Here is a 24,827-nt window from a genome sequence, read left to right as displayed (position 1 = left end):
CGGGGCCGCCGTAGGAGCGGCAGGCCCCGCGGACCACTCTTGCCGGACCCCACCACCGTGAAGGAGAAGGTCATGAAGCCGACCTGAGGATTACCCCAGAGACGACATCCGGCTGAAGCGGCTAAGTTCCGAATCGCACGCCGCACCCCCGGACGTCAACACCCGTCACGTCGCACTGCGAAGCCCGTTTTCAGGATAGGACGGGAACCGTTCACGTTGTGTTCGGTTCATGGCCGACTCCCGTGCGGTCTTCGGAGGACTGTGGAGGCCGGATGGTCTCTACGGGCGAGTTCGGCCGCCTTCCGGTCAGGAGCGGCGATCGATGCAGCATGACGATGACGACGATATGGTCAGCGGGACGACTGGCGCGCGAGCGCGGCTTCCCGACTGGCCGAGACTGATGCCGCTGCGGCTCGCCTGCGCCTATTTCGGCGTGTGCGACAAGACCTTCCGTTCGCTCGGCATCGCGCCGCGGCGGATCGGACGGCGCGTGCTCTGGGACCGGCAGGACCTCGACCGCTTCGCGGACGCGATGGCCGGAACGCCGTCGCGGTCTACGGACCCGGCCTCGAGTGCGCGGGCGATGCAGCAGCGGTTCTACGCAAGGCTCAAGAAGCATGAACAAGCAGCACGGCAAGGTTGATAAGCCCAAGTACACCTACATCGCGCGCGGCACCTACTGGCGCTTCCGCTATCGCGACTTCCAGACCTCGCTGCCGGGGCAGCCCGGCGAGCCCGAGTTCCTAGAGAAGTATCAGCGACTGCTGACGCAGATCATCCCGCCCGAGCGCGTGCGGGTCGAGAACGCACACGGTAGCTTCTCGTTCGTGCTGGAGAAGTTCTTCGCCGACGTCGAGTTCCGCGCGCTGGCGCACAAGACCCAGGAAGGGTATCGCGGGTTGGCGCGGAAGGTGGAGCCGTTGCTGGGCGACTGCGACATGACCGCCACCACCTCCGAGATGATCGCCGAGGTCCGAAATACCGTCCCGATCGGCAGCTCGAATGGCTTGAGGGCCTTCATCAGCCGTCTGTACAATTTCGCCAGCAAGCGCGGCTATGTCGAGAAGGGCGTGAACAGGGCGCGGGAACTCGACAGGGTCAAGATCGTGTCCGACGGGCACGTGCCGTGGTCTGACGACGAGATCGTCCTTCTTCTCAAGCATGCGAAGGGGGCGATCCGCACGCTGCTGATCCTGGGGCTCTGCACCGGTCAGCGTGCCGGCGATATCGAGCGCACGCAGTGGTCGCAGGTGCTCGGCGACAGCATCCGCGTCAGGCAGGGGAAGACGAGGGAGCTCCTCGACATCCCGCTGCATCCGATGCTGAGGGCCGAACTCGACTACCTCCGCGCGCAGGGCCCCGTCTCGGGAGCGATCGTCCGGAACCACGTCGGCAATCCCGTCGGCAGGAAGAGCTACAATCGGCGGCTGACGAAGCTGATCGCGAGCATCCCGAACTTTCCGCATCGCACGCCCCACGGCGGCCGCTACGCGACCGCCGCGATGCTCGAGGATGCCGGATGCACGGTCCAGGGCATCATGGCGATCATCGGTCATCGGACGTACCAGCAGGCGATCGCCTATCTCATCAAGCGCAAGGAGGCGGGTCATGCCATGGCGAGGCTGGTCGAGCACGCCGCGGCGATGAATGCGGAGCCGCCGATGATGCGCCAGGCGGTCAGGCGGGCTGCGCCGCGTCTGCGCCTGCGTCTGGTCAGCCTGGCCAAGGCGGCCTAGCCCGAGCCGATCGCGGCGGGTGACAGTCGGGGGTCGGGGCCGCGAGGCCCCGGCCCTTTTCCATGCCGGCTCGGCATGAGGAGGAGGCATTGGTCCGCCTCTTCGGCCGACGCCCGGCAAAGTGCGAACTTCTGCGAACTCTGACGCTTTTCTGCGGCTTTGGTATCATCGGCGCTGTTTGCAAAAAAGGGGAGGGCCGCAGAAAACCGTCAAAGTTCGCACCTACGAATGGACTCATCCAGAAATGGATAGGAACCACGATCAGTCGCTAGGGCTAGTAATCTTAGCTCGCGCGACGAGCTTTTGAACCAGGTCGACCCACTTCACGTTTGCCGCCGCCGCCGTGATGGCGTCCCAGTCGATAGCTGCGAAGACGATCCTGTCGAGGTTCCGCTTCAGCGACGGCAGACCGACACCGCTGCCGTACTTCCCGCCGACGCTGGTCGGCGCATGACCGCACAGTTGGTCGAGGATCCGTTCCTGGATCTCCGCTTCTCGCCCCTGGTCCTTGAAGGTGTGGCGGAACGAGTGGAACACGAGGCGCGGGTCGTCGGCGACGACCCTGTCGATATAGCGGCCGGCCCGACGGCTGGCCTCCTGTGTGAGCTTGCTGAACATGTTCGACGTCAGGTCTGGAAAGAGCTGGCGCTGATCCGCCCTCCTCAGCGCATCGACATAGCGCTCGAACCCGATGTCGAGAAGGCGATCGTGGATCGGCACGACCCGTCGGGACCCGTCGTTCTTGACTGACTTTTCCAGTTCGCCAGCGCCGTCCTCCGTGTCGGTCACATAGTCGTCGATGTCGATATGAAGAACGCCGTCACGTCGCACGACGTCGGCGAGATGGGCCTGGCCGATCTCCTCGATCCGAGCGCCGGAGGTCACGCCGAACAGGAAGAGCCAGTAGAGGGTGAGATCGCTCACCTTGGTACGGCGGTCGAGCAGCCGGGTGGGATGAAGGAAGAGCTCGCTGCCGAACAGCGTCGTCAGCTCCTCGCTCCTGAAGCTGCGCCGCCGGATCTTCGGCCGACCAGCGCCCTCCACGGTCACCCCGCGTCCGACGTTGTGCTCCAGCCAGCCTTCCTGGCTCGCGAATCCGAGAAGCGCCTGGACGGCGCCGATGCGCTTCTTGACGGTCGTGGCGCCAACCCGATTCAGCTTCGTCCCTGCGTACTTCTCCACGCGGGCCGGGAACGGGAGCTCGCGGTCCGCCCTAGGCATGCCGAGCGGCAGCCCACGAGCGGCGTCGCGGTAGTCGAGCAGCATGTCCTTGGTGAACGACGAGACGGCGATGTCGCCGTAGAACGCCACGAGATCCGCGATTGCGACCTTCGTGTCGTGGATCGTCTGTGGGCGCGGCGTACGGGCCTCCGCCCAGCGATCGAGCAGTTCGCCGAACCGAAGGCCGGAGTCGAGCCGCGAGCGGGACCTGGCGCGAGGCGGATTGTTCACGGCGTCGTGGAAGCGCCGGCTGTCCTCTTCGACCCGGACGTTCCAGGCGTCCATCAGCGCGAACTCGTTCTCGGGTATCCGCTTGACCGGCGGTGTGGCGAATCTGAACAGCGGAACAAGGATCTCGTCGCATGCCTTGATCCAGACCGACCGTGGCCGATCGCGGACGAAGTCGAGCCACTGGTCGCCGACGAGCAGCCTGCCGCGCTTGAAGGAGAGGTTGTCGGTGTCCTCCATGGGCATCGGCGTCGAGCGCTCCGCGACGAACCCGTGCAGCCGCACGCAGGTCTCCTCCGCATAGAACGTGCGCGCGAGCGAGTAGAACGGGTGGAAGAGGTTGTCGGGGCGGTATGTCGCGAGATACCGGCTCACGATGTCGCCCGCACGCTCGGCGGAGATCTCGTCGAGGGAGCGCGCGGCGAGGATCCGCTTCTCGGCCTCGTCCATCATGACCTGCAGTCGCGCGTTGGCCGCGACGAAGAGGCGTGCCGCCTCGGCGGGATCCCTCGTGCCGAGCGATTCCTTGAAGACCGGACTGCCGCCCATCTCGGGCCGCAGCCGTTCGGGTATCTGGCGCCGGAGGTAGTATATGCCGCTTGGATGTTTCCAGGGGTGGCCATCTGCACCATTCGTGTCTCGCTGTACCTGCTCGCTGTACCAGCGGGCGGTGAAGACACCGTAAATCCTGGATTTCTGCCGCTAACAGCGGTGCTGGTGACCCCTACGGGAATCGAACCCGTGCTTCAGCCGTGAAAGGGCCGCGTCCTAACCGCTAGACGAAGGGGCCAGCGGGGGTGCTGCTAGAAGAGGGTCGGCGATCGGTCAAGGGGCTGTTCATCAATTTGCCCATGCCGCATCCTCCAGATGCATTTCGGCGGCGGGGCGGCTGCCCCAATCGTCGATCTTGACCCGACCGGCGAGCCACAGGCGGCGATGCGGTGCGGCGCCGAGCAGCGCCTGCCCGAGCGTGGTGTCGGCGGCGCGGAACGCCACCGCCTTGAAACTGCGGCCATCATCGCCCGCGACGACGGCGCGGACGTGGCCGTTGCCGACGACATCGGCCTTGATGATCCGAACCGGTCCCGCTGCGATCCGCGGTGCCGGCCAGCCCATGCCGTATGGTCCGCCGACGTCGAGCGATTCGACCAGCAGAGGGTTCACCCCTCCCGGCGCGAGCACCGCATCGACCAGCAACGCCCGTTCACCCATCGCGCGATCGACGCCGGCGGCAAGCCGTTCCTCGAGGAAGTCGGCGAAGGCGGCGACCCGGTCTGCATCGATGGTGAGGCCCGCCGCCATGGCATGGCCGCCGCCGGCGACGAGCAGCCCGTGCTCCTTGGCGGCCAGCACGGCGGCACCAAGGTCGACGCCCGCGATCGAGCGACCAGAACCCTTGCCGATGCCGTCCTCGCCGATTCCGATGACGATGGCGGGGCGGCCGAGCTTTTCCTTCAGCCGTCCGGCGACGATGCCGATCACGCCGGGGTGCCACCCCTGCCCCGCCACCACGACGACCCGCCGATCGGCGGAGGTCATCGTGTCCGCGGCCAGTTGCACCTCCGTCTCGATGCCGCGGCGCTCTTCGTTGAGGCGGTCGAGTTCTCCGGCAATCTGCTGCGCCTCGTCCGGGTCCGCGGTGGTGAGCAGGCGGACGCCGAGGTCGGCGCGGCCGACACGGCCGCCGGCGTTAATGCGCGGGCCGAGTGCGAAGCCCAGATCGGTGCACGTCGGAGCGCGGGTCAGCCGCGATGCGGCCACCAATGCGGCAAGGCCGATGTTGCGCCCCTGCGCCATGACCTTCAGCCCCTGCGCGACGAATGCGCGATTGAGGCCGCGCAGCTGCGCCACATCGGCGACGGTGCCGAGCGCGACGATATCAAGGTGATGGATCAGGTTGGGCTTGGCCCGGGTGGCGAAGAACCCCCGCGCGTCCAACGTGCGCAGCAGCGCGGCGGCAAGCAGGAAACAGACACCGACTGCGGCGAGGTGGCCATGCGCCGCGCCCTCCCCCTCGTCCAGGCGATTGGGATTGACCAGCGCATGCGCCAGCGGCAGCGCAGCGGCACATTTGTGGTGATCGACCACGACGACATCGACGGGATGGGCATGGGCGGTCGCCAGCGCCTCGAACGCCTGCGCGCCGCAATCGACGGTCACGATCAGCGAGGCGCCCTCGCCCGCCAGCCGCACCAGCGCCGCGCCGGACGGGCCATAGCCCTCGATCAGGCGATCGGGGATGTAGGGGCGCGCCTCTACCCCCAAATCGCGCAGGACGAGGATCAGCAACGCCGCGGACGTCGCGCCGTCGACGTCGTAATCGCCGAACACCGCGATATTCTCCTGCGCCTGCACCGCATCGGCGAGGCGTTCGGCGGCGCGCTCCATGTCGCGGAAGATCGACGGGTCCGGCATGAACGCGCGGATCGACGGATTGCGGTGCTGCTCCAGCGTCTCGCGCGGCGCACCGCGGGCGAGCAGCAACTGCGTGACGAGGTCTTCGGTGCCGAAGCCGTCGCGACCGTCGGCGGCGAGGCTGCGCCACCGCCATGGTTGGCCGAGAATCGAATCCGTTACGCCGAGTACGGGTGTCATGGGGTGCGAAATGTTCCGGAACGCGCGCGGGGCTGGCGCAGCGTCGTCATACGGCAGCCGCGATGCGGGGGCAAACCCGCCCTTCGACAGCGGCGGGTCGGCTGCCTATATGCAAGGGGATGGCCGATTCCTTTGATCTGGGCGAACCGCCGCAGCCCGCAGCTCAGGCGCCGTCCGCCTCGAGCCCCTATCGCGTGCTTGCGCGCAAATATCGTCCGCAGACCTTTTCCGAACTGATCGGGCAGGATGCGATGGTCACCACGCTGGGGAATGCGATCAGGCGCGACCGGCTGGCGCATGCGTTCCTGATGACCGGCGTGCGTGGGGTAGGCAAGACGTCGACCGCGCGGCTGATCGCCAAGGCGCTCAACTGCATCGGGCCCGATGGCACCGGCGGCCCGACGATCGACCCATGCGGGGTGTGCGAGCCGTGCCGCGCGATCGCGGAGGGGCGGCACATCGACGTGATCGAGATGGACGCCGCGAGCCACACCGGCGTCGACGACGTGCGCGAGATCATCGATGCGGCACGTTATGCCGCGGTGTCGGCACGCTACAAGATCTACATCGTGGACGAGGTCCACATGCTGTCCAAGAACGCCTTCAACGCGCTGTTGAAGACGCTGGAGGAACCGCCCGCACACGTGAAGTTCCTGTTCGCCACGACCGAGGTGAACAAGGTGCCGATCACCGTGCTGTCGCGGTGTCAGCGCTTCGACCTGCGGCGCATCTCGGCAGAGCAGCTGGCGGCGCACTTCGCGTTCGTCTGCCGCGAGGAGGGCGTCGAGGCGGAGGCCGAGGCGTTGACGCTGATCGCGCGCGCCGCGGAAGGGTCGGCGCGCGACGGGCTGTCGATCCTGGACCAGGGCATCGCGCATGCCGGGCTGGAGGGTGGCGGCGTCACCGCGGCGGCAGTGCGGCAGATGCTGGGCCTGTCCGATCGCGGCGCGGTGCGCGACCTGCTCGGGCTGGTGCTGGCCGGCGATGCCGCGGCGGCGCTGGCCAGCCTGCGCCGGCAATACGACTATGGCGTCGATCCGCAGTCGGTGCTGCGCGCGATGCTGGAAACCGTGCACGGCATCACGCTGGCCAAGGTCGGCACGGCGGAGGACCCGGCACAGCCGGTCGAGGAACGCAACGCGCGCGCCGAATGGGCGGCCAAACTGTCCTTCCCTGCCCTGCATCGCCTGTGGCAGTTGTTCCTGAAGGGGCATGACGAGGTCGCGAAGGCGGCGTTGCCGATCGAGGCGGCGGAGATGGCGCTGCTGCGCGCGATCCACGCCTCGACCCTCCCCGACCCGGGCGAACTGGCGAAGGCGATCGCGAGCGGCGAGCTGACGGCGCCGCAGCCGCAGGGCGCCGCCGCCGCACCGGCCCCGCTGGCGGCGCCGGCCGCGGTCGAGCGGCAGGGTGCGCCCGCGGATTTCGCCGGGCTGGTGACGTTGCTGGAAGACAAGGGCCATCACGCGGTCGCGGCGCAACTGAGCAACGGCGCCCGCGTCGTCCGCTACGAGGCGCCCGAACTGATCCTCAGTGGATCGCGGCCGATGTCGGCGGATACGCTGCGCGACGTCGCCGATGCGTTGAAGACGGCGACCGGGAAAGCGTGGAAGATCGCCTTGGAGGATGCGCCCGGCGCGCCTACCTTGCGCGAGCAGGCCAAGGCCGAGGAAGAGGCGACGCGCCAGGCGATCCTCGACACGCCGCTGGTCAAGGCGGCGTTTGCCGCCTTTCCTGGGGCGGAACTGGAATCCTGGCCCGGCAAACGGAGTATCGCATGAAGAATATCGATGAAATCCTCGCGATGGCGCAGAACGTCCAGAGCGAATTGCAGAAGGCGCAGGATCAGCTCGACACGATCGAGGTCGAAGGCGTGTCGGGCGGCGGCCTCGTCAAGGTGAAGGCCAGCGCGAAGGGCCGGATCATCGACATCGCGATCGACGATTCGCTGATCGAGATGTCCGAGAAGCAAATGCTTGAAGACCTGCTGGCCGCCGCATTCAACGATGCCCGTACCAAGGCGGATGCAGTATCCGGCGCCGAGATGTCGAAGATGACCAGCGGCCTGCCGCTGCCGCCGGGCTTCAAGCTGCCGTTCTGAACCCCGCGCGCGCCGTCGGCGATGCCGGCGGCGGGACGCGTGCATCTATGGCTGGTGTGCGCCGCGACGATCGCCTCCGCCACCATGCCACAGCCGCCTATTTCAGGCAGGCGTCCAGGCCATTGCGCCGCACCGTACCGACGTAGCGCGCCAGCGTGTTGCCGTGCCGCCGCACGAAGCCGCGCGGATCGATCGCGGCCCGCTTCTTCGGCAATGGCAGGACCGCCGCGATCCGACCCGCTTCGGTCGGAGACAGCCTTGTCGCGTCATGGCCGAAATACCGCAGCGCCGCGGCGTCGGCGCCGTAGGTGCCGATCCCCGTTTCGGCGACGTTGAGATAGACCTCCATGATCCGGCGCTTGCCCCAGAGCGTTTCGATCAGGACGGTGAAATACGCCTCGAACGCCTTGCGGATATAGCCGCCGCCCTGGAACAGAAAGACGTTCTTCGCGGTCTGCTGGCTGATCGTCGAACCGCCCCGGATGCGGCCGCCCTGCGCGTTGCGATAGGCAGCGCCGGCGATGGCGCGGAAATCGAAGCCGTGATGTTCGCAGAAGCGTGAATCCTCGCCCGCGATGGCGGCACGCGCCATGTCGGGATCGATATCGGACAGCGGCATCCACCGTTTGGTGACGCTGCGTCCGGCGACCAGATCGCCGGCCATCGTCCAGGTGAACGGCACGGGTACGAAGCGATAGATGGCGACCCACAGCACGCTGACGCCGACGAAGATCAGGCCGGCCTTGAACAGGATGCGGAGGATGGAGATCATCGCCGCCTCTTACGTGCGGCGCGTGGCCGCCAGCAAGCCCAGGATGGCGTCCGCCGCATCGATGCCGGTCAGATAGGCGCCATGGGCCGTGGAGAAGTCGTGGTCGGAACAGGCCTCGCCAGCGAAGAACAGGCGGTCGTCGATGGTTGCGGCCAGTGCCGCGCGGGCGGCGGCATGGCCGACGCGGGCGTGGCTGTAGCTGCCGTGGATATATGGCATGCCACGCCAATGCGTCGCGGCGAGCGGCGTCAGCCGGGCGCGCCACGACGCCCCGAGCAGCGTCACCAGTTCCGCGAGGGCGAAATCCGCCGCAGCGTGGGCGTCCGGCATCGCTTCCGCACAGGCACCGCCGAAGAAGCTTTCGATGATCGGCAGGCCGAACGGCGACAGCCGATGGCTGGCGGTACACGTACGATGGGGGTCGCCGACCAGATGCGCGTTCGCCGGCCATTCCGGCGCGTCGACGGCGACGAACACCTTGTCGGCAAGCCCGAGCGGCAGCGCGGCTGCGGCGTCCTGCTTCACCGTTAACGCCGGGTCGAAGCGAAGCGTGCGATAGGCGGTGGTCGGAATCGCGAGGATGATGCGATCGGCCTCGATCGTGCCGGCGGGTGTATCGAGGCGGATCGTCGGTCCGCGATGGTCGATGCGGGTGACCGGCGTGTCAAGGCGCACGGGCGCCGCACCGACATGACCGACGACCAGCGTGCCATAGCCACTGGGCAATGCCCAATTGTCCTCGGTCGCGGCGTCTTCGTAACTGGCCCAGTCGTGCAGCGACACCTGGTCGAGCGGCGCGCCATTGGCATAACCAGAGATCGCATCGATCATCGGCCGCCAGGGGTCGTCGGCAGGGACGAAGGCAGAGAGCGGCCGATCGGGCCCGTCCAGCGCCGCATGAGCAGTCGTTTCGAAACAGGCATAGGCCTCGCGAAAGGCCTGTTGTTCCGCGGGTGGGTAGCCGAGGTCGCGCCATTGCACGCCCCAGTTCGGCGAGGAGCGGTCGATGCCGATGCCCTCGCGTTCGGCGATGGCCGTCCACGGGTTGCGCCGGGCCGAATGAAGCCAGCCGCAGCCGGCATCGACGATCATGCCCGGTTGCTCTCCCCTGGCGGATGTCGGGCCGCCGGTGGACAGCATTGGTGGCGTATCGGAGAACGTATCCAAACCATACCCCGGTCCTGCCCGAGGATGGGATAATGGCGGTGTGGTTATCTCGACCGCGGCGACCATGTCGCCATCTCGCGGCAGCGGGGGAGCATGGGGGAGGCGCAAGCTCAATGCCCGCCCACCCAGTCGGTCGCTCGCCTCGACCAGCAGCACATTCGCGCCCGCATCGTGCAGCCGCCGTGCCGCAGCTATGCCGGCCGCCCCGCCGCCGATGACGACGGTGCGGCCCATCTCAGGCGGCGAGCAGGCGCTTCTCGCCGGCGATACGCATCATCGCCTTTTGCAGCTTTTCGAAGGCACGCACCTCGATCTGCCGGACGCGTTCGCGGCTGACGCCATAGACCTGCGAGAGTTCCTCGAGCGTCTTGGGATCGTCGGTCAGACGGCGTTCGGTCAGGATATGCTTCTCGCGATCGTTGAGGTCGTCCATCGCCGAAACGAGCATGCCGTGGCGGACGTCCGCCTCCTGTGCCTCGGCGACGACGGTGTCCTGCAACGGCGCATCGTCCTGCAGCCAGTCCTGCCACTGGCCCTCGCCGTCCTCCCGCATCGAGACGTTGAGCGACGTGTCGCCGCCCATCGCCATGCGGCGATTCATCGACACGACATCGCTTTCGGCGACGCCAAGGTCGGTGGCGATCTTGGTGATATGTTCGGGCTTGAGGTCGCCGTCCTCGAACGCGTCGAGCTTGGACTTCATCCGGCGCAGGTTGAAGAACAGCTTCTTCTGCGCGGCGGTGGTGCCCATCTTCACCAGGCTCCACGAGCGCAGGATATATTCCTGGATCGAGGCGCGGATCCACCACATCGCATAGGTAGCGAGGCGGAAGCCGCGGTCCGGCTCGAACTTCTTGACGCCCTGCATCAGGCCGATGTTGCCTTCGGAAATCAGTTCCGACGTCGGCAGGCCGTAGCCGCGATAGCCCATCGCGATCTTCGCCACGAGACGCAGGTGCGAGGTAACGAGCTGCGCCGCCGCATCAGTGTCGCCATGTTCCTGAAAACGCTTGGCGAGCATGAATTCCTGCTCGGGCGCGAGGATGGGGAATTTCTTGATCTCGGACAGATAGCGGTTGAGGCTCTGCTCCCCGCCGAGGGCAGGAATCGTCGCGGGGACGTTGCTGCGGGCTGCCATGATCTGATCTCCCTTTCTGCGGAGGCGTCGTTCCGCACTGCGGTAACGAACGGCTCTAACCTATACGTGAAGCTCGGTGAACAGTTCCTGCATGTCGGCAGGCATATCGCTTTCGAACGCCAAAGCGGTGCTTTTCACCGGATGAATGAACCCCAGGTGCGCCGCATGCAAGGCTTGGCGGCGGAAACCGAGGGTTTCGAGAAGCGCTTTTTGAGCACCCTTTGTTCTACCATAGACCGGGTCACCCAGCAAGGCATGGCCGATCGATGCCATGTGGACGCGTACCTGATGCGTTCGTCCGGTTTCCAGCCGGCATTCGACCAGCGCGGCATCACGCAGCGTCGTCATCGTGCGGAAATGCGTCACCGCCCGTTTGCCGCCAGCCACGATCGCGATCTTCTTGCGATTGGCCGCCGAGCGAGCGAGCGGGGCATCGACCTTGCCCTCCGCCGGGCGCGGCACGCCGCCGACGATGGCACGGTAGCGGCGATCGATGCTGTGGTCGTGGAACTGGCGGGCCAGCCCTTCATGCGCGCGGTCGGTCTTGGCGGCGACCATCAGCCCCGACGTATCCTTGTCGATGCGATGGACGATCCCCGGCCGGGCGACGCCGCCGATGCCGGACAGGCTGCCGTCGCAATGGTGGAGCAGCGCGTTGACCAGCGTGCCGTCGAGGTTGCCGGCGGCAGGGTGGACGACGAGGCCGGCGGGCTTGTCGATGACGATCAGATGTTCGTCTTCATAAGCGACGACGAGCGGGATGTCCTGCGCCTCGTTATGCGGCAGCGTCGGCACCGGTACGGCGACCGCCAGCCGGTCGCCCGCGGTCGCGCGCTTGGCCGGATCGCGCACCATGATGCCGTCGCGGGTGACCGCACCGCTGGCGATCAATACCTTCAACCGTTCACGCGACAACGTCGGCACGGCATCGGCCAGCGCGCGGTCCAGCCGCCAGCCATCGGCCGTGGTGGCGATCGTCGCCTGCAAGATGGAAACCCCCCGGTCCATGTCGTAACGATGTGGGCATGACGGTGACGATTGCAAGCGAGCTGGTCGGGCAAATTCTGGAGGAAGCGGCGGCATCGCCGGCGGTGGAGATTTGCGGGTTGCTGCTGGGCGAGGGGGACAGGATCACGCGTGCCCTGCCCTGTCGCAACGTCGCCACCGATCCCGCCCGCCGGTTCGAGATCGATCCCGCCGCGCTGATCGCGGCGCATCGCGCCGCGCGGGGCGGCGGGCCGCGGATCGTCGGCCATTACCATTCCCACCCCGGCGGCGTCGCCGTGCCGTCGGCGCGCGATGCGGCGGAGGCGGCGGCGGACGGCACGCTGTGGCTGATCGCCGCCGGCGGCGTGCTGCGGGGATGGCGCGCGGTGGCGGACGGGCCGGTCGAGGGGCGGTTCGTTCGGATCGCGCTGGCGAAGTCGAACAACATGAACAAGTGGGGCACTCGTACGGAAACATGAGCGGTCGATCGTTTCCATTCTCGCGATGATCCGACGCGGTGAACAGAAACGAGCCGGGCGATAGCCCGCACCGGACGCATAGGACAGGCGTCCGACAATCCGCCAGCGATACCAACGACACGCGGGGATCGCGATCCAACAGCCGCGGCGGCTTGCCAGCGCGACTCGGGTCGGCCACAGATTGGCCGAGAGTTCAGGGGATCCCAATGTCCGTCAGTCCGGTCGATTTCGCCAGCCTGCTGTGTTCGCGGCTGTGCCATGACCTGTTGTCGCCGGTCGGCGCGCTCAACAACGGGCTGGAGCTGCTGGGCGACGAGAACGATCCCGAGATGCGGGCGCGCGTGTTCCAGTTGCTCAGCGAGAGCGCGCGGGCGTCGGCGAACAAGCTGAAGTTCTTTCGCCTCGCCTTCGGGGCGGGTGGCGGTTTCGCTGAGCGGGTCGACAGCCGCGAGGCGAAGACCGCGATCGAGGGGCTGCTGGTCGACAACAAGCGGACGACGTTCAACTGGTGGGTCGAGGGCGAGACGCTGCCGAAGACCGCGCTGAAGGTGATGCTGAACCTGACGCTGATCGCCAGCGAGGCGCTGGTGCGGGGCGGCACGCTGGATGTCGGCGGCGAGGAGAATGACGGGCATCTGGAGATCGTCGTCAAGATCGAGGGGCCACGCATCATCCTCGACCCCGAATTGCGCGAGACGCTGACCGACGGCGAGCGGGCCGACGGCGTGACGCCGCGCGCGGCCGCCGCATATCTGGTGCATACTTTGGTGGCGCAGGCGGGCGGTGCGGTGCAGGTCAACGAGCCGGCGGACAACGTCATGATCCTGGGCGCGGTGTTCAACGCGAGGTAAGGGATCCCGAGACCGTTCGCCCCCTGCCCTCACCCTTCGCCGCCTGCGGCGTCTATTCCCTCTCCCGATGGGAGCGGGAGGGAGGGGCGCAGCGGAGGAAGGGTGAGGGCAGCACGTCGGCCGAAGTTCAATCGGTCAGCATCGTGTCCAGCGCAGGCGTCAGATATTCCCGGGTCACGCCTTCGATCAGGGTCACGATCCGCCCCGCGATGCCGTGCGTCGTCGCCAGTGCCCCCCCTCCCCCGGCCCCAGCACGGTCAGAGCCGTCGCCCAGGCATCCGCCGTCAGCGCGTCGGCGTGGATGACGCTGGCGGACACGACTCCGTTCGCTACCGACCGGCCGGTGCGGGGGTCGATCGTGTGGGCGCCGCGCCGGTAGTCGCCCGAGGTCGCGACGGCGAGGCGATGGAGCGCGATCCGCAGCGGCGCGAGGTCGCTGCCGGGCGGAACCTCCAGATCGACCCACCACGGTTCGCCATCGGGGCGGATGCCGCGACCGACGAACTCGCCGCCGATCTCGGTTAGCGCATGCCTCACGCCGCATTGCGCCAGCACGTCCGCGATCGCGTCGACGGCATGCCCCTTGGCGATGCCCGACAGGTCGAGCGACAGGCCGCCGGGCTGGCGCAGGCGGCGATCGCCGGGGGTGTAGGTGAGACGCTGCCAGCCGGTGGCGGCCTTGGCCTGGGCCAGCGCAAAGTCGGTGGGTGACGTAGTGACGGGCGTGGGGCCGAAACCCCACAGCTCGACCAGCCGGCCGATCGTCGGATCGAACGCGCCGCCGGTCGCCGCGGCAATCGCCAGCCCGCCCGCGACGACATGCGCGAAATCGGGCGGCAGCGTCACCCACGCGCCCGCATCCGCGCGATTGAAGCGCGACAGCCGCGAGGTCGGCGACCAGTGGCTCATCTCGTTGACGATGCCGTCGAGGCGGGCGACGATCGCCGCCCCGACCGCGGCGACCGTCATGCCGGCGGGGAGGACGGCACGGACGTGCCAGCGCGTCCCCATCGTCTCCCCGCCGAGGTCGACGATCGCCGCGGCCGGGTCGTGCGCCGCGACCGCCGCCGGATCGATGACGGCGGGCAAGGCGATCCGCATCGCGGGCGGGCTCAGGGGGTCAGCACTTCCAGCGTGGTGACGTAGGTCATCCGGCGCTCGGTCGCGCGCGGCACGGTCGTCTTCGCATCGGTGGCGGTGGCGTTGAGCCAGTACATGCCGGCGGCCGGCCATGTCACGGTCAGCACGCCGTCCGCGCCGGTGGTGAGGTTCATCGCGCCTTCGTCGTTGCGATAGCGCTTGCCGCCGGGGATGACGGTGACCTTGAGGCCGGGGGCGGGCTTGCCGTCGATTAGGAAGCGGAACTTCGCCGCCTCTCCCGCGACCAGTTCGTCGGGGTGGGTGACGGGGGCGAATTCGAGGCCTTTGCCGCTGGTCTTCAGCACCGTGGTGGTCGGCGCGCCGGCGGTCAGGAACACCTCGTTGCGGGACGACACCTCGGTCAGCTTCACGTCGGTGGCGTTGGCAGGGATATCCGCGACGGTCAAAGGCGCAGGCTGGCCGGGACGCGGCTGGCCGCCACGACCGCCGACGCGCTTTTCGACGCCGTCCGCCTTGAAGCTGCCCATGACCGCGGACATCTGCGTCGCGACCTTCCACGTGCCGGGCTTGTCGAGTTCGACGTCGAAGACCGATCGGTAGCGGCCGGTCGCGCCGTTCTGCAACTTGCCCTCGCTGCCGTCGGGCTGCCACACCTTGATGCCATCGAGGCGCAGCGGCTGGTGATCGAAGAAGAACAGGTCGTTCGACACCGCGGCGTCGATCGTCGCCCAGCTGTCGGTGCCGGAGAAGACGGTGCCGGAGGGCAACATCCACATCCGGTGGGCGGACAGCATCGTCGGGGCCGCGACCAGGGCGGCGGCGGCCAGCAGACGGATGGGCAGGCGGATGGCGTAAGGCTTCATCGGGCGACCTTTCAGCGGGCGGAGAGCGTGATGGCGCCGAGTTCGGACTTGCCGGCGGCGCGGGCATTGGGGGCGGGCACGGTCAGCGGCAGCGTCACGAGTTCGCGGCCCCCCGTTTCACGCGCCGCCTCGACGTTCAGTACGTATTGGCCGGGCTTCAGGTCGGGCAGCTTGACGCTGTACTGGCCGGGCGCGCGGGTGGCGCCGCTGACGCCATCGGCGGGGACGGTCATCGACCGGCCGCCCTTGCGCCACCAGGAGCGCAGGTCGGCGAGGTATTTGGTGCCGGCCTCCTTGCCGGTCTTTTTCGTTTCGTACCACAAAGCGACGGTACGGGCGGCACCGCCGCCGGCCGGCTCGACCCACATGGCGACATAGGGGCGGTGATATTCGGCGACATCCTGTTTGGGGATGGTGATGGTGACGGTCGAGGCGCTCGCCGGCGCGGCGATGACGCCGCCGAGCAACGCGAAGGTGGTCGGACGCATGGTTTCCCCCTTTTAGTGGATGAAGACTAGGATCAGGACGGTCGGGATGACGACGCCGGCGGCCACGATCGGCCACGTCGTCGGGCGGTGGCGGGCGTGCAGCTGGAGCAGCAGCAGCCCGGTGAGCGTGAACAGGATGCAGGCGCCCGCGAAGATATCCAGGAACCAGCTCCACGCGCCGCCCGCATTGCGCCCTTTGTGCAGGTCGTTGAGATAGGCGATCCAGCCGCGGCTGGTGGTTTCCGAAGTGATCGCGCCGCTGGCCCGATCGATGCTGACCCAGGCATCGCCGCCCGGCCGGGGCAGCGCGACATAGACGTCGGCGTCCGACCATTCACCCGGGCGGCCGGCGGGATCGAGGCCGACGGCGCGGTCCACCGCGGCGGCGACCGGCGCGGGCAGCGGCGCATCGGTGGCGGCGGGCGTCCTCAGCGTGCGAAGCAGCGGCGGCGGCAGCGTCCCTGCCCTGTCGGTGACCACCGGGGTCGCGCCGATCGAGGCGGCATGGTTGAGCGTGATGCCGGTCGCGGCGAACAGCAGCATGCCGACCAGCGAGATCGCCGCACTCATCCAGTGCCAGCTGTGCAATTGCTTGAGCCACCAGCCGCGCCATTTGCTCTTGCGCTTGCGGACGGCGGGCTGGGGGGCGGATTCGCTGCGGGTCACCCGCATCGACTAGCCGCGGCGGGGCAACAGTTCAACTCTCTTGCGAATGATTATCATCCGCACCTGTCAGAGGTAGCGCATCCACCATGCCCCGCTCGCCTGTTTGCGCCGCGCGAACCAGCGGGTCGCGAGCCAGAGCGGCGGGGCGAGGAGCGCCGCGATCAGCCACAGCCACGCGACCGAGGGAACGTCATGCAGTTCCGCGGTCGGCACGCCCACTGCGGCGGCCGCGGCAATGCGCACGAGGTGAAGGACGTAGAGGTGCACGACGTAGAAGAATAGCGGCGCGCTGCCGAGCACGGCGAGCCAGCGCCCTGCCCGTTCCGGCCACGCCGACAGCACCAACGCGCCGACGCCCAGCGTCAGCAGCAGGAAATCGAGCGAGGGCGGGTATTTGGTGACGTTGAGCACGCTCATCGCCGTCGCGAGCGGCGTGTCGCCGGCGTGCCAAGGGGTGGGATCGCCATAACCGTTCAGCCCGCGAACGATCGCAAAGCCGACCAATGCGGCGATGCCGCAGATGCGCAGGTTGCGGGTACGGGTGTCGGCGGACACGCTCGCCGCGAACCACGGCCCGATCGCATAGCCGAGCGCGATCGCGCCGATCCATGGCAGGACGGGGTAGGAGGTGCGCGCCCTCGCCCCCTCCCACAGGTCGATATACCCACGGTCGTGCAGGATCGCCCACAGCGTATGACCGGGCTGGCCGGGCGCGAAGGCGATCGGATCGAGCAGATTATGCCCGACGACGATGACGCCGCCGATGCCCGCGATCCACCCGCGCGGCAGGTGGACCAGCGCGGCGAGCGCGATCATCGACCAGCCGATCGCCCAGATCACCTGCAGGAACACCGTCGTCGGCGGCCATGCGAAGGTCCAGGCGAAGCCGACGACGGTCAGTTCCAGCACGATGAGGAACAGGCCGCGCTTCACCAAGAATGCGGCGGTTTCGGCGGCAGGACGCCTTGCGCCGTACAGCCAGGCGGCAAGGCCGGTCAGCGCGACGAAGACCGGTGCGCACAGATGCGCCGCCAGCCGGGTGAAGAACAGGCCGGGCGACGTCGCGGCAAGGTCCATCGGGTCGGCGACCTGATGGCCGTAGAAGAAGGTCTCGCGCGCGTGGTCGACCAGCATCAACAGCATGACGAGGCCGCGCAGGCCATCGATCGCGCCGATGCGGGCATTGGCGGCCATGGTCGGTGCAGCTGGGCTCGCGCCCACGATCGATGCGGGCGGGCTCGCGTTATGGGCGGGTGGAGCGATCGTGTCGGTAGCCATGACGTCGCGCTATGATATGTTATCACGTCTAGGGCAACCTCCGCCGCCAGTGATCCCGCTTGCCACCCGGGCCGGTCGGACGGTAACCGCGATATCGCCAAACGTCCCGGAGTGACCCCGATGAAGACCCGCGCTGCCGTCGCGTTCGAAGCCAAGCGCCCGCTCGAGATCGTCGAGCTCGACCTTGAGGGTCCCAAGGCCGGCGAAGTGCTGGTCGAGATCATGGCGACCGGGATCTGCCACACCGATGCCTATACGCTCGACGGATTGGACAGCGAGGGCCTGTTCCCGAGCGTGCTGGGGCATGAAGGCGCGGGCATCGTCCGCGAGATCGGCGCGGGGGTGACGAGCGTCGCGGTCGGCGACCATGTCATCCCGCTCTACACGCCCGAATGCCGCCAGTGTAAGTCGTGCCTCAGCCAGAAGACCAACCTGTGCACCGCGATCCGCGCGACGCAGGGCAAGGGCGTGATGCCCGACGGCACGACGCGCTTCAGCTACAAGGGGCAGCCGATCTTTCACTACATGGGCTGTTCGACATTCTCGAACTTCACCGTGCTGCCCGAGATCGCGGTCGCGAACATCCGCAAGGACGCGCCGTTCGACACCAGCTGCTATGTCGGCTGCGGCGTGACGACGGGCGTCGGCGCGGTCGTCAACACGGCCAAGGTGCAGGTGGGCGACACCGTCGTGGTGTTCGGGCTGGGCGGCATCGGCCTCAATGTCATCCAGGGCGCGAAGCTGGCGGGCGCGAAGATGATCGTCGGCGTCGACATCAATCCCGATCGCGAAGAATGGGGCCGCAAGTTCGGCATGACCCACTTCGCCAACCCGAAGGCGGTCGGCGATATCGTCGCGCATATCGTGGCGCTGACCGACGGCGGCGCGGACTATAGCTTCGATTGCACCGGCAACACCGACGTGATGCGCCAGGCGCTGGAATGCTGCCACCGCGGCTGGGGGACGAGCGTCGTGATCGGCGTCGCCGAAGCGGGCAAGGAGATCGCGACCCGGCCGTTCCAGCTGGTGACCGGGCGCAACTGGCGCGGCACTGCCTTCGGCGGCGCGCGCGGGCGGACCGACACGCCCAAGATCGTCGACTGGTACATGGACGGGATGATCCAGATCGATCCGATGATCACCCACCGGCTGACGCTGGACGAGATCAACACGGGTTTCGACCTGATGCACGCGGGGACGAGCATCCGGTCCGTGGTGATCTATTGATATTGCCATGCCGCGGTAACACGGCACAGACAGGTTCAATCATAACGAAGGAGAGACGGAGTGTTCAGCCACATCATGATCGGCACCGACGACATGGCCGCGTCCAAGGCGTTCTATGACGCCACGCTCGGCGCGCTCGGCGGTGCGGCCGGACGCGCCGATCCGATGGGCCGTACCGCCTATGTGCACGACGGCGGCATCCTGATCCTCACCAGGCCGATCAACGGCGAGCCGGCCTGCCATGCCAATGGCGGCACGATCGGCTTCGCCGCCGCCTCGCCCGAGGCCGCCGACGCCTGGCATGCGGCGGGCGTTGCCGCCGGCGGCACCGCGATCGAGGATGCGCCGGGCGTGCGGCAATCGCCGTTCGGGCCGCTCTACCTTGCGTATCTGCGCGATCCTGCCGGCAACAAGGTGTGCGCGATGCACCGCGTTTCCGCCTGATGACCGAACGCCGCGCGGTCCAGGTGCTGACGTTGGCGTGCCAGGACCGCGTCGGCATCGTCGCCGCGGTGTCCGGCGCGCTGGCCGCCATCGACGGCTTCATCGTCGACAGCCAGCAATATGCCGATCTGGAGACTGGGCGCTTCTTCATGCGCGTCGCCTTCGTACGCGGCGGCGGGCGCTATCCCGCCGATCGCGCGGGGATCGAAGCGGCGCTGGCGCCCGTCGCCGCCCGGTTCGCGTTCGACTGGAGCCTGCATGCCGCCGCGGATCGCCCGCGGGTGCTGATCGCGGTGTCCAGGGGCTCGCACTGCCTCAACGACCTGCTCCACCGCTGGCAGACCGGCGCGCTGCCGGTCGAGATCGTCGGCGTGCTATCCAACCACGAGAACCTGCGCCCGCTGGTGCAATGGCACGGACTGCCCTGGCATCACCTGCCGGTGACGGCGGACACGCGCGACCGGCAGGAAGCGGCGATCGTCGCGCTGATGGCGGAGGCGCGAGCGGATTACCTCGTCCTCGCGCGCTACATGCAGGTGCTGGGCCCGGGGCTGGTCGCCGCGCTGGAGGGGCGGTGCATCAACATCCACCACAGCTTCCTGCCCGGCTTCAAGGGCGCGCAACCCTATCACCGCGCGCATGCCCGCGGCGTGAAGCTGATCGGGGCGACCGCGCATTTCGTCACCTCGGACCTCGATGAAGGGCCGATCATCGAACAGGCGGTGGAGCGGGTCGATCATCGCGCCAGCGTCGACGACCTTATCCGCATCGGCCGCGACATCGAATCGCAGGTGCTCGCCCGTGCGGTCGCCTGGGTCGGCGAACGGCGGGTGTTCCTCAACGGCAACAGGACGGTGGTGTTCAGATGACGATCGAGACGGTGTCGAAGGCGCGCGCCTGTGGCGGGACGCAGGGCGTCTACACCCACGCATCGAGCGCGACGGGAACGCCGATGACCTTTTCGGTCTACGTCCCCCCGCATGACGAGGGCGAGACATTGCCGGTGGTCTGGTATCTGTCTGGCCTCACCTGCACCCACGCCAACGTCACCGACAAGGGCGACTATCGGCGCGCCTGCGCCGAGCTGGGGCTGATCCTGGTCGCGCCCGACACCTCGCCGCGCGGCGATGGCGTGGCGGACGATCCTGCGTACGACATGGGCCAGGGTGCGGGCTTCTACGTCGATGCGACGCAAGCGCCCTGGACGCCGCATTTCCGCATGTGGACCTATGTGACGGAGGAATTGCCGGCGCTGGTCGGCGCGCATTTCCCCGCCGACATGACGCGCCAGTCGATCATGGGGCATTCGATGGGGGGCCATGGCGCGCTGACCATCGGCCTGACCTTCGCCGACCGGTTCCGCGCGATGTCGGCCTTCGCACCGATCGTCGCGCCCGGACAGGTGCCGTGGGGCGAAAAGGCGTTGGGCGGCTATCTGGGCGACGACCCGGCGGCATGGCGGGCGCATGACGCGGTGGCGCTGATCGAGGATGGCGCGCGCGTGCCGGCGCTGCTGGTGGACCAAGGCGACGCGGATCAGTTCCTGGCCGATCAGCTGCAGCCGCAGCGGCTGGCCGATGCCTGCCGGGCAGCGGGGATCGACCTGACGCTGCGGCTGCAGCCGGGATACGACCATAGCTATTATTTCATCGCGACCTTCATGCCCGACCATCTGCGCTGGCATGCCGAGCGACTGCGATAGCGTTCCGACGCGCGGGGCCACCGGCCGCCGCGCGCGCAACGCCCGGCGCCCGCGATCGCAGGCGGCCGGACGAGCTGCGTGAGGATCAGGCCGGTTTCGCCAGCATCTTTTCCGCGCTGGTCTTCACGAATTCGGCGATCGGACCGGACATCATCGCCAGCATCATCGGCACCTTGACCGTGCCGTCGACGTTCGCTTCGCCGACGGTCATGTCGACCGCGACCTTCTGCCCCATCGTGACGATCGCCATTGCCAGCGTGTCGGCCCCGGTCCAGTCCGCATCGACCGTGCCGCCGCCGGGGATATGCTGCGCGAGCCGGGGCAATCCCGCATCGATGCGGCGGCGGGCCTCGTCCTTGCCGAGCGCGTGGGGGATGTCGAACGGAATGTTGGCCATGATGGTCCTTCGTTGGATGGGCGGCGCGCGCTATCGCCCGCCCCGCGCCGGCCGGGCAAGGTGAAATCCCCGCCCCCCTCTGTGCGTGCGCGCCGCCGTTGCCTTCGCGAACCTGGCGCGGGACGCGGGAGGCTCCACGGACAGGTGACGAAACCGCCGAGCCTCGCTAAGGCGCGCGCATGACCGAGATCACGCCCCAGATCGTCGCCGACCATGGCCTGTCCCCCGAGGAATATGAGCGCGTGCTGCACGCGCTGGGTCGCGAACCCAACCTTGTCGAACTCGGCATCTTTTCGGTCATGTGGTCCGAGCATTGCAGCTACAAGTCGAGCCGCATCCACCTCAAGAAGCTCCCCACCGAAGGGCCGCAGGTGATTTGCGGCCCCGGTGAGAACGCCGGCGTGATCGACATCGGCGACAACCAGGCCGCGATTTTCAAGATGGAATCGCACAACCACCCCTCGTACATCGAACCCTACCAGGGCGCGGCGACCGGCGTCGGCGGCATCCTGCGTGACGTGTTCACGATGGGCGCGCGGCCGATCGCCAACATGAACGCGTTGCGCTTCGGATCGCCGACGCACCCCAGGATGCGCCACCTGATCAGCGGCGTCGTCCATGGCATCGGCGGCTATGGCAATTGCGTTGGCGTGCCGACCGTCGGGGGCGAGGTGAACTTTCATCCCGCCTATGACGGCAACATCCTAGTCAATGCGATGACGGTCGGGATCGCCGATCAGGACAAGATTTTCTATTCCGCCGCCAGCGGCATCGGCAATCCGATCGTCTATGTCGGCAGCAAGACCGGGCGCGACGGCATCCACGGCGCGACGATGGCGAGCGCCGATTTCGGCGAGGATGCCGACGCCAAGCGCCCGACGGTGCAGGTCGGCGACCCCTTCACCGAAAAGCTGCTGATCGAGGCGTGCCTGGAACTGATGGCGACCGACGTGATCGTCGCGATCCAGGACATGGGGGCCGCCGGCCTGACGTCATCGTCGGTCGAGATGGCGTCGAAGGGCGGCGTCGGCATCGAACTGGTGATGGACGACGTTCCCCAGCGCGAAACCGGCATGACCCCGTACGAGATGATGCTCTCCGAATCGCAGGAGCGCATGCTGATGGTGCTGAAGCCCGGCCGCGAGGGCGAGGCGGAGGCGATCTTCCGCAAGTGGGAACTCGACTTCGCGGTCATCGGCCACGTTACCGATACCGAGCGGATGGTGCTGAAGTGGCGGGGCGAAATCGTCTGCGACATCCCGCTGGGGCCGCTCGCCGACGAAGCGCCGCTATACGACCGTCCGCACGTCCCGACGCCTGCGCCGGCGCCGCTGGAAAACGTGCCCGAGAGCGGCGATATCGCCAGGGACCTGCTGACGCTGATGGGGTCGCCCGATGTCGCCAGCCGCCGCTGGATCTGGGAGCAATACGACCACATGGTCGGCGCCGACACGGTGCAGGCACCGGGCGGCGACAGTGCGGTCGTCCGCGTCCACGGAACGACCAAGGCACTGGCGATCACCACCGACTGCACCCCGCGCTATTGCTTCGCCGACCCGGTCGAGGGCGGCAAGCAGGCGGTCGCCGAGGCGTGGCGCAACCTGACCGCGGTCGGCGCGACGCCGCTGGCGATCACCAACTGCCTCAACTTCGCCAATCCGCAGCGGCCCGAGATCATGGGCCAGATCGTCGGCTGCCTCGATGGCATGGCGCAGGCGTGCCGGGCATTGGACTTTCCGATCGTGTCGGGGAACGTCAGCCTGTACAACGAATCCAAGGCGACCGGCGGCGGTTCCGCGATCCTGCCAACGCCCGCGATCGGCGGTGTCGGCCTGCTCAAGGACTGGACGAAAAACGCGACGATCGCCTTCAAGGGGACGGGCGACATGATCCTCGTCGTCGGTGCGCGCGGCGGCCACCTTGGCCAGTCGCTGTACCTGCGCGAATGCCATGGCCGCGAGGAAGGCCCTCCCCCGCCGGTCGATCTCGACGCCGAGCGCAAGGCGGGCGACCTGATCCGCGCCGCGATCACCGATGGCTGGCTGTCGGCGGTGCACGACGTGTCGGATGGCGGCATCGCGGTGACGATTGCCGAAATGGCACTGGCCGGCGGCATCGGCGCGATGATCGATCGCAAGCAGCCGTTCGGCTGTGCACGGTCGTTCTTCGCCGAGGATCAGGGCGTCTATGTGGTGACGGTGCAGGACCATGCCCTGCTCGACTTCCTGGGCGCCGCCCATGCCGCGGGCGTCGAGGCGGAGCCGCTGGGTCGCACCGGTGGCAAGCGGCTGATCTTCGAACGCCCCGACCGCGACGACGTGGTGACGCTCGACGATCTGCGCACCGCGCACGAAGGCTTCTTCCCCCGGTTGATGGGGGCCGACGCCGCGCTGGCCTGACCGGCGAATCCGGATCGTCTGGCGCGCGGGATCGGGTTGCGACGAACCGTGCGCCAGCGACTGCGAATCAGTCGCATAATGACTTGCGAGCGCCTCGCATTAGCCCTATTCGGATGGGCGAAGCGAAGGAGCATCCATGGTCGTCTGCGTCTGCAATGCCATTCGGGAATCCCAGGTCCGTGCAGCGGCACGCAGCGGCTGCATGACCGCGTGTCAGGCGTATCGCTCGTTGGGATGCCAGGCGAAATGCGGGCAATGCACGGTGGTAGCGCGAGCCATTATCGATACCGAACTCGCTGCTGCCTGACGTTCGCAAGTCAATAAAACCGCAGAAATCCGCCACTTTCGGGGTTGCCGCAATAGTGGTTTGACGCCTAGACCCGCCTGGTAACGATCCGAAAGGTGTTGGAGTCATGGCGATGAAGGGCGACCCGCGGGTCATCGAATTCTTGAACGAAGCGCTCAAGAACGAACTCACTGCGATCAATCAATATTGGCTCCATTACCGGATGCTCGACCATTGGGGCGTCTACAAGCTCGCCCAATATGAGCGGATGGAATCGATCGACGAGATGAAGCACGCCGACTGGCTGTCGGAGCGCATCCTGTTCCTCGACGGACTGCCCAACTTCCAGCTGCTCGGCCGCCTGCGCATCGGCGAGACCGTCGAAGAGGTGCTGCGTTCCGATCTCGCGATGGAGCTGGAAGCCGTCGTCCAGCTGAAGGGCGCGATCGCCTATTGCGAAGAGGTGAAGGACTATATCAGCCGCGACCTGTTCGCGCGGATCCTCGCCAGCGAGGAGGAGCATGTCGATACGCTGGAACGCCAGTTCGAGATGATCGAACGGATGGGCATCCACAATTACGTGCAGCTGAATTCGATCAGCGAACATGATTCGCCCAAGTCGGGCGCTGCCCCGTACTTGAAGGGCTGACGTTATACATCGGGCGGCGGTTTGCAGACCGCCGCCCGATGATCGAAGCGTC

General features: G+C 67.6%; 25 protein-coding genes and 1 tRNA gene. 13 read left to right on the top strand and 13 right to left on the bottom strand.

Annotation, left to right across the window (positions count from 1 at the left end; genetic code table 11):
- Positions 1-229: 229 nt before the first annotated feature.
- Positions 230-643, top strand: coding sequence for a MerR family transcriptional regulator (locus tag GTH33_RS11510; RefSeq protein ID WP_163958515.1), 414 nt, complete (start codon positions 230-232; stop codon positions 641-643).
- On the top strand, positions 618-1,736 hold the full coding sequence (locus GTH33_RS11505; RefSeq protein WP_163958514.1) for a tyrosine-type recombinase/integrase: 1,119 nt from the start codon (positions 618-620) through the stop codon (positions 1,734-1,736). Before GTH33_RS11510 ends, GTH33_RS11505 begins: the two co-directional genes overlap by 26 nt.
- Positions 1,737-1,997: 261 nt before the next feature.
- Here GTH33_RS11505 and GTH33_RS11500 read toward each other — a convergent pair whose 3' ends face one another.
- The 3 genes from GTH33_RS11500 to recJ form a co-directional block, all read right to left on the bottom strand.
- Entirely contained in the window at positions 1,998-3,746 is a 1,749-nt protein-coding gene (locus GTH33_RS11500) for a site-specific integrase (RefSeq protein WP_338054413.1), read from the bottom strand.
- Between the two features lie 154 nt (positions 3,747-3,900).
- A tRNA-Glu gene (locus tag GTH33_RS11495) sits at positions 3,901-3,975 on the bottom strand.
- 50 nt (positions 3,976-4,025) lie between these two features.
- Positions 4,026-5,780 (bottom strand): single-stranded-DNA-specific exonuclease RecJ, encoded by a 1,755-nt coding sequence (gene recJ / locus GTH33_RS11490; RefSeq protein WP_163958512.1) that lies wholly within the window; start codon positions 5,778-5,780, stop codon positions 4,026-4,028.
- 119 nt (positions 5,781-5,899) lie between these two features.
- Between recJ and GTH33_RS11485 the strand changes: the two genes are divergently transcribed.
- Both GTH33_RS11485 and GTH33_RS11480 read left to right on the top strand, forming a co-directional pair.
- Positions 5,900-7,561 carry a DNA polymerase III subunit gamma/tau gene (locus tag GTH33_RS11485; protein ID WP_163958511.1) on the top strand — a complete coding sequence of 554 codons (1,662 nt, stop codon included), beginning with the start codon at positions 5,900-5,902 and terminating at the stop codon, positions 7,559-7,561.
- Positions 7,558-7,881 carry a YbaB/EbfC family nucleoid-associated protein gene (locus tag GTH33_RS11480; protein ID WP_163958510.1) on the top strand — a complete coding sequence of 108 codons (324 nt, stop codon included), beginning with the start codon at positions 7,558-7,560 and terminating at the stop codon, positions 7,879-7,881. Before GTH33_RS11485 ends, GTH33_RS11480 begins: the two co-directional genes overlap by 4 nt.
- A gap of 97 nt (positions 7,882-7,978) precedes the next feature.
- Here the strand turns inward: GTH33_RS11480 and mtgA are convergent, their stop codons facing one another.
- The 4 genes from mtgA to GTH33_RS11460 are packed head-to-tail and all read right to left on the bottom strand — an operon-like array spanning position 7,979 to position 11,966.
- Positions 7,979-8,653: a monofunctional biosynthetic peptidoglycan transglycosylase gene (gene mtgA / locus GTH33_RS11475; RefSeq protein WP_163958509.1), complete on the bottom strand. Its 675-nt coding sequence runs from the start codon at positions 8,651-8,653 to the stop codon at positions 7,979-7,981.
- A gap of 9 nt (positions 8,654-8,662) precedes the next feature.
- Positions 8,663-10,054 carry a flavin monoamine oxidase family protein gene (locus tag GTH33_RS11470; protein WP_163958508.1) on the bottom strand — a complete coding sequence of 464 codons (1,392 nt, stop codon included), beginning with the start codon at positions 10,052-10,054 and terminating at the stop codon, positions 8,663-8,665.
- A gap of 1 nt (position 10,055) precedes the next feature.
- Positions 10,056-10,958, bottom strand: coding sequence for an RNA polymerase sigma factor RpoH (gene rpoH / locus GTH33_RS11465; RefSeq protein ID WP_163958507.1), 903 nt, complete (start codon positions 10,956-10,958; stop codon positions 10,056-10,058).
- Between the two features lie 60 nt (positions 10,959-11,018).
- Complete coding sequence (locus GTH33_RS11460; RefSeq protein WP_163958506.1) at positions 11,019-11,966, bottom strand: RluA family pseudouridine synthase; 948 nt, start codon at positions 11,964-11,966, stop codon at positions 11,019-11,021.
- A 17-nt stretch (positions 11,967-11,983) separates the two neighbouring features.
- On the opposite strand from GTH33_RS11460, the gene GTH33_RS11455 reads away from it, so the two are divergent.
- Entirely contained in the window at positions 11,984-12,424 is a 441-nt protein-coding gene (locus GTH33_RS11455) for a M67 family metallopeptidase (RefSeq protein WP_163958505.1), read from the top strand.
- 206 nt (positions 12,425-12,630) lie between these two features.
- A complete protein-coding gene (locus GTH33_RS11450; RefSeq protein ID WP_163958504.1) occupies positions 12,631-13,275 on the top strand; it encodes a histidine phosphotransferase family protein in 645 nt (214 codons plus the stop codon).
- Positions 13,276-13,467: 192 nt separating this feature from the next.
- Here the strand turns inward: GTH33_RS11450 and GTH33_RS11445 are convergent, their stop codons facing one another.
- The 5 genes from GTH33_RS11445 to GTH33_RS11425 form a co-directional block, all read right to left on the bottom strand.
- The gene (locus GTH33_RS11445) at positions 13,468-14,376 is read right to left on the bottom strand and encodes an FAD:protein FMN transferase (protein ID WP_249054868.1); all 909 of its coding nucleotides are present in this window, start codon (positions 14,374-14,376) and stop codon (positions 13,468-13,470) included.
- A gap of 11 nt (positions 14,377-14,387) precedes the next feature.
- Positions 14,388-15,239, bottom strand: a complete 852-nt coding sequence (locus tag GTH33_RS11440) for a DUF4198 domain-containing protein (protein ID WP_163958503.1) — start codon at positions 15,237-15,239, stop codon at positions 14,388-14,390.
- 11 nt (positions 15,240-15,250) lie between these two features.
- A complete protein-coding gene (locus GTH33_RS11435; RefSeq protein ID WP_163958502.1) occupies positions 15,251-15,727 on the bottom strand; it encodes a DUF2271 domain-containing protein in 477 nt (158 codons plus the stop codon).
- Positions 15,728-15,739: 12 nt separating this feature from the next.
- Positions 15,740-16,393 carry a PepSY-associated TM helix domain-containing protein gene (locus GTH33_RS11430; protein WP_249054866.1) on the bottom strand — a complete coding sequence of 218 codons (654 nt, stop codon included), beginning with the start codon at positions 16,391-16,393 and terminating at the stop codon, positions 15,740-15,742.
- A 66-nt stretch (positions 16,394-16,459) separates the two neighbouring features.
- Positions 16,460-17,671, bottom strand: coding sequence for an acetyltransferase domain-containing protein (locus GTH33_RS11425; RefSeq protein ID WP_243848307.1), 1,212 nt, complete (start codon positions 17,669-17,671; stop codon positions 16,460-16,462).
- A gap of 120 nt (positions 17,672-17,791) precedes the next feature.
- On the opposite strand from GTH33_RS11425, the gene GTH33_RS11420 reads away from it, so the two are divergent.
- Genes GTH33_RS11420 through fghA form a run of 4 tightly spaced genes read left to right on the top strand, consistent with a single transcriptional unit; the run spans position 17,792 to position 21,044 of the window.
- Complete coding sequence (locus GTH33_RS11420) at positions 17,792-18,898, top strand: S-(hydroxymethyl)glutathione dehydrogenase/class III alcohol dehydrogenase (protein WP_163958500.1); 1,107 nt, start codon at positions 17,792-17,794, stop codon at positions 18,896-18,898.
- 60 nt (positions 18,899-18,958) lie between these two features.
- Positions 18,959-19,342, top strand: a complete 384-nt coding sequence (locus tag GTH33_RS11415; RefSeq protein WP_163958499.1) for a VOC family protein — start codon at positions 18,959-18,961, stop codon at positions 19,340-19,342.
- Positions 19,342-20,211, top strand: coding sequence for a formyltetrahydrofolate deformylase (gene purU, locus GTH33_RS11410; protein ID WP_163958498.1), 870 nt, complete (start codon positions 19,342-19,344; stop codon positions 20,209-20,211). The genes GTH33_RS11415 and purU overlap by 1 nt, the downstream gene beginning before the upstream one ends.
- Positions 20,208-21,044 (top strand): S-formylglutathione hydrolase, encoded by an 837-nt coding sequence (fghA, locus tag GTH33_RS11405; RefSeq protein WP_163958497.1) that lies wholly within the window; start codon positions 20,208-20,210, stop codon positions 21,042-21,044. Before purU ends, fghA begins: the two co-directional genes overlap by 4 nt.
- Positions 21,045-21,129: 85 nt before the next feature.
- Here fghA and GTH33_RS11400 read toward each other — a convergent pair whose 3' ends face one another.
- The gene (locus GTH33_RS11400) at positions 21,130-21,441 is read right to left on the bottom strand and encodes a polyhydroxyalkanoic acid system family protein (RefSeq protein WP_163958496.1); all 312 of its coding nucleotides are present in this window, start codon (positions 21,439-21,441) and stop codon (positions 21,130-21,132) included.
- Positions 21,442-21,620: 179 nt separating this feature from the next.
- Here GTH33_RS11400 and purL point away from each other — a divergent pair, with 179 nt between their 5' ends.
- From purL to bfr, 3 genes are all read left to right on the top strand, one after another.
- Positions 21,621-23,840, top strand: coding sequence for a phosphoribosylformylglycinamidine synthase subunit PurL (gene purL / locus GTH33_RS11395; protein WP_163958495.1), 2,220 nt, complete (start codon positions 21,621-21,623; stop codon positions 23,838-23,840).
- A gap of 136 nt (positions 23,841-23,976) precedes the next feature.
- Positions 23,977-24,147, top strand: a complete 171-nt coding sequence (locus tag GTH33_RS18195; RefSeq protein WP_163958494.1) for a (2Fe-2S)-binding protein — start codon at positions 23,977-23,979, stop codon at positions 24,145-24,147.
- Between the two features lie 112 nt (positions 24,148-24,259).
- Positions 24,260-24,775 carry a bacterioferritin gene (gene bfr, locus GTH33_RS11385; RefSeq protein ID WP_163959959.1) on the top strand — a complete coding sequence of 172 codons (516 nt, stop codon included), beginning with the start codon at positions 24,260-24,262 and terminating at the stop codon, positions 24,773-24,775.
- The last annotated feature ends 52 nt before the right edge of the window (positions 24,776-24,827 follow it).

The sequence above is a fragment of the Sphingomonas insulae genome, assembly GCF_010450875.1.
Classification (GTDB): Bacteria; Pseudomonadota; Alphaproteobacteria; order Sphingomonadales; family Sphingomonadaceae; genus Sphingomonas; species Sphingomonas insulae.
The sequence above is the reverse complement of the archived record's forward strand: the minus strand, read 5'-3'. Positions and strand labels throughout refer to the sequence as shown.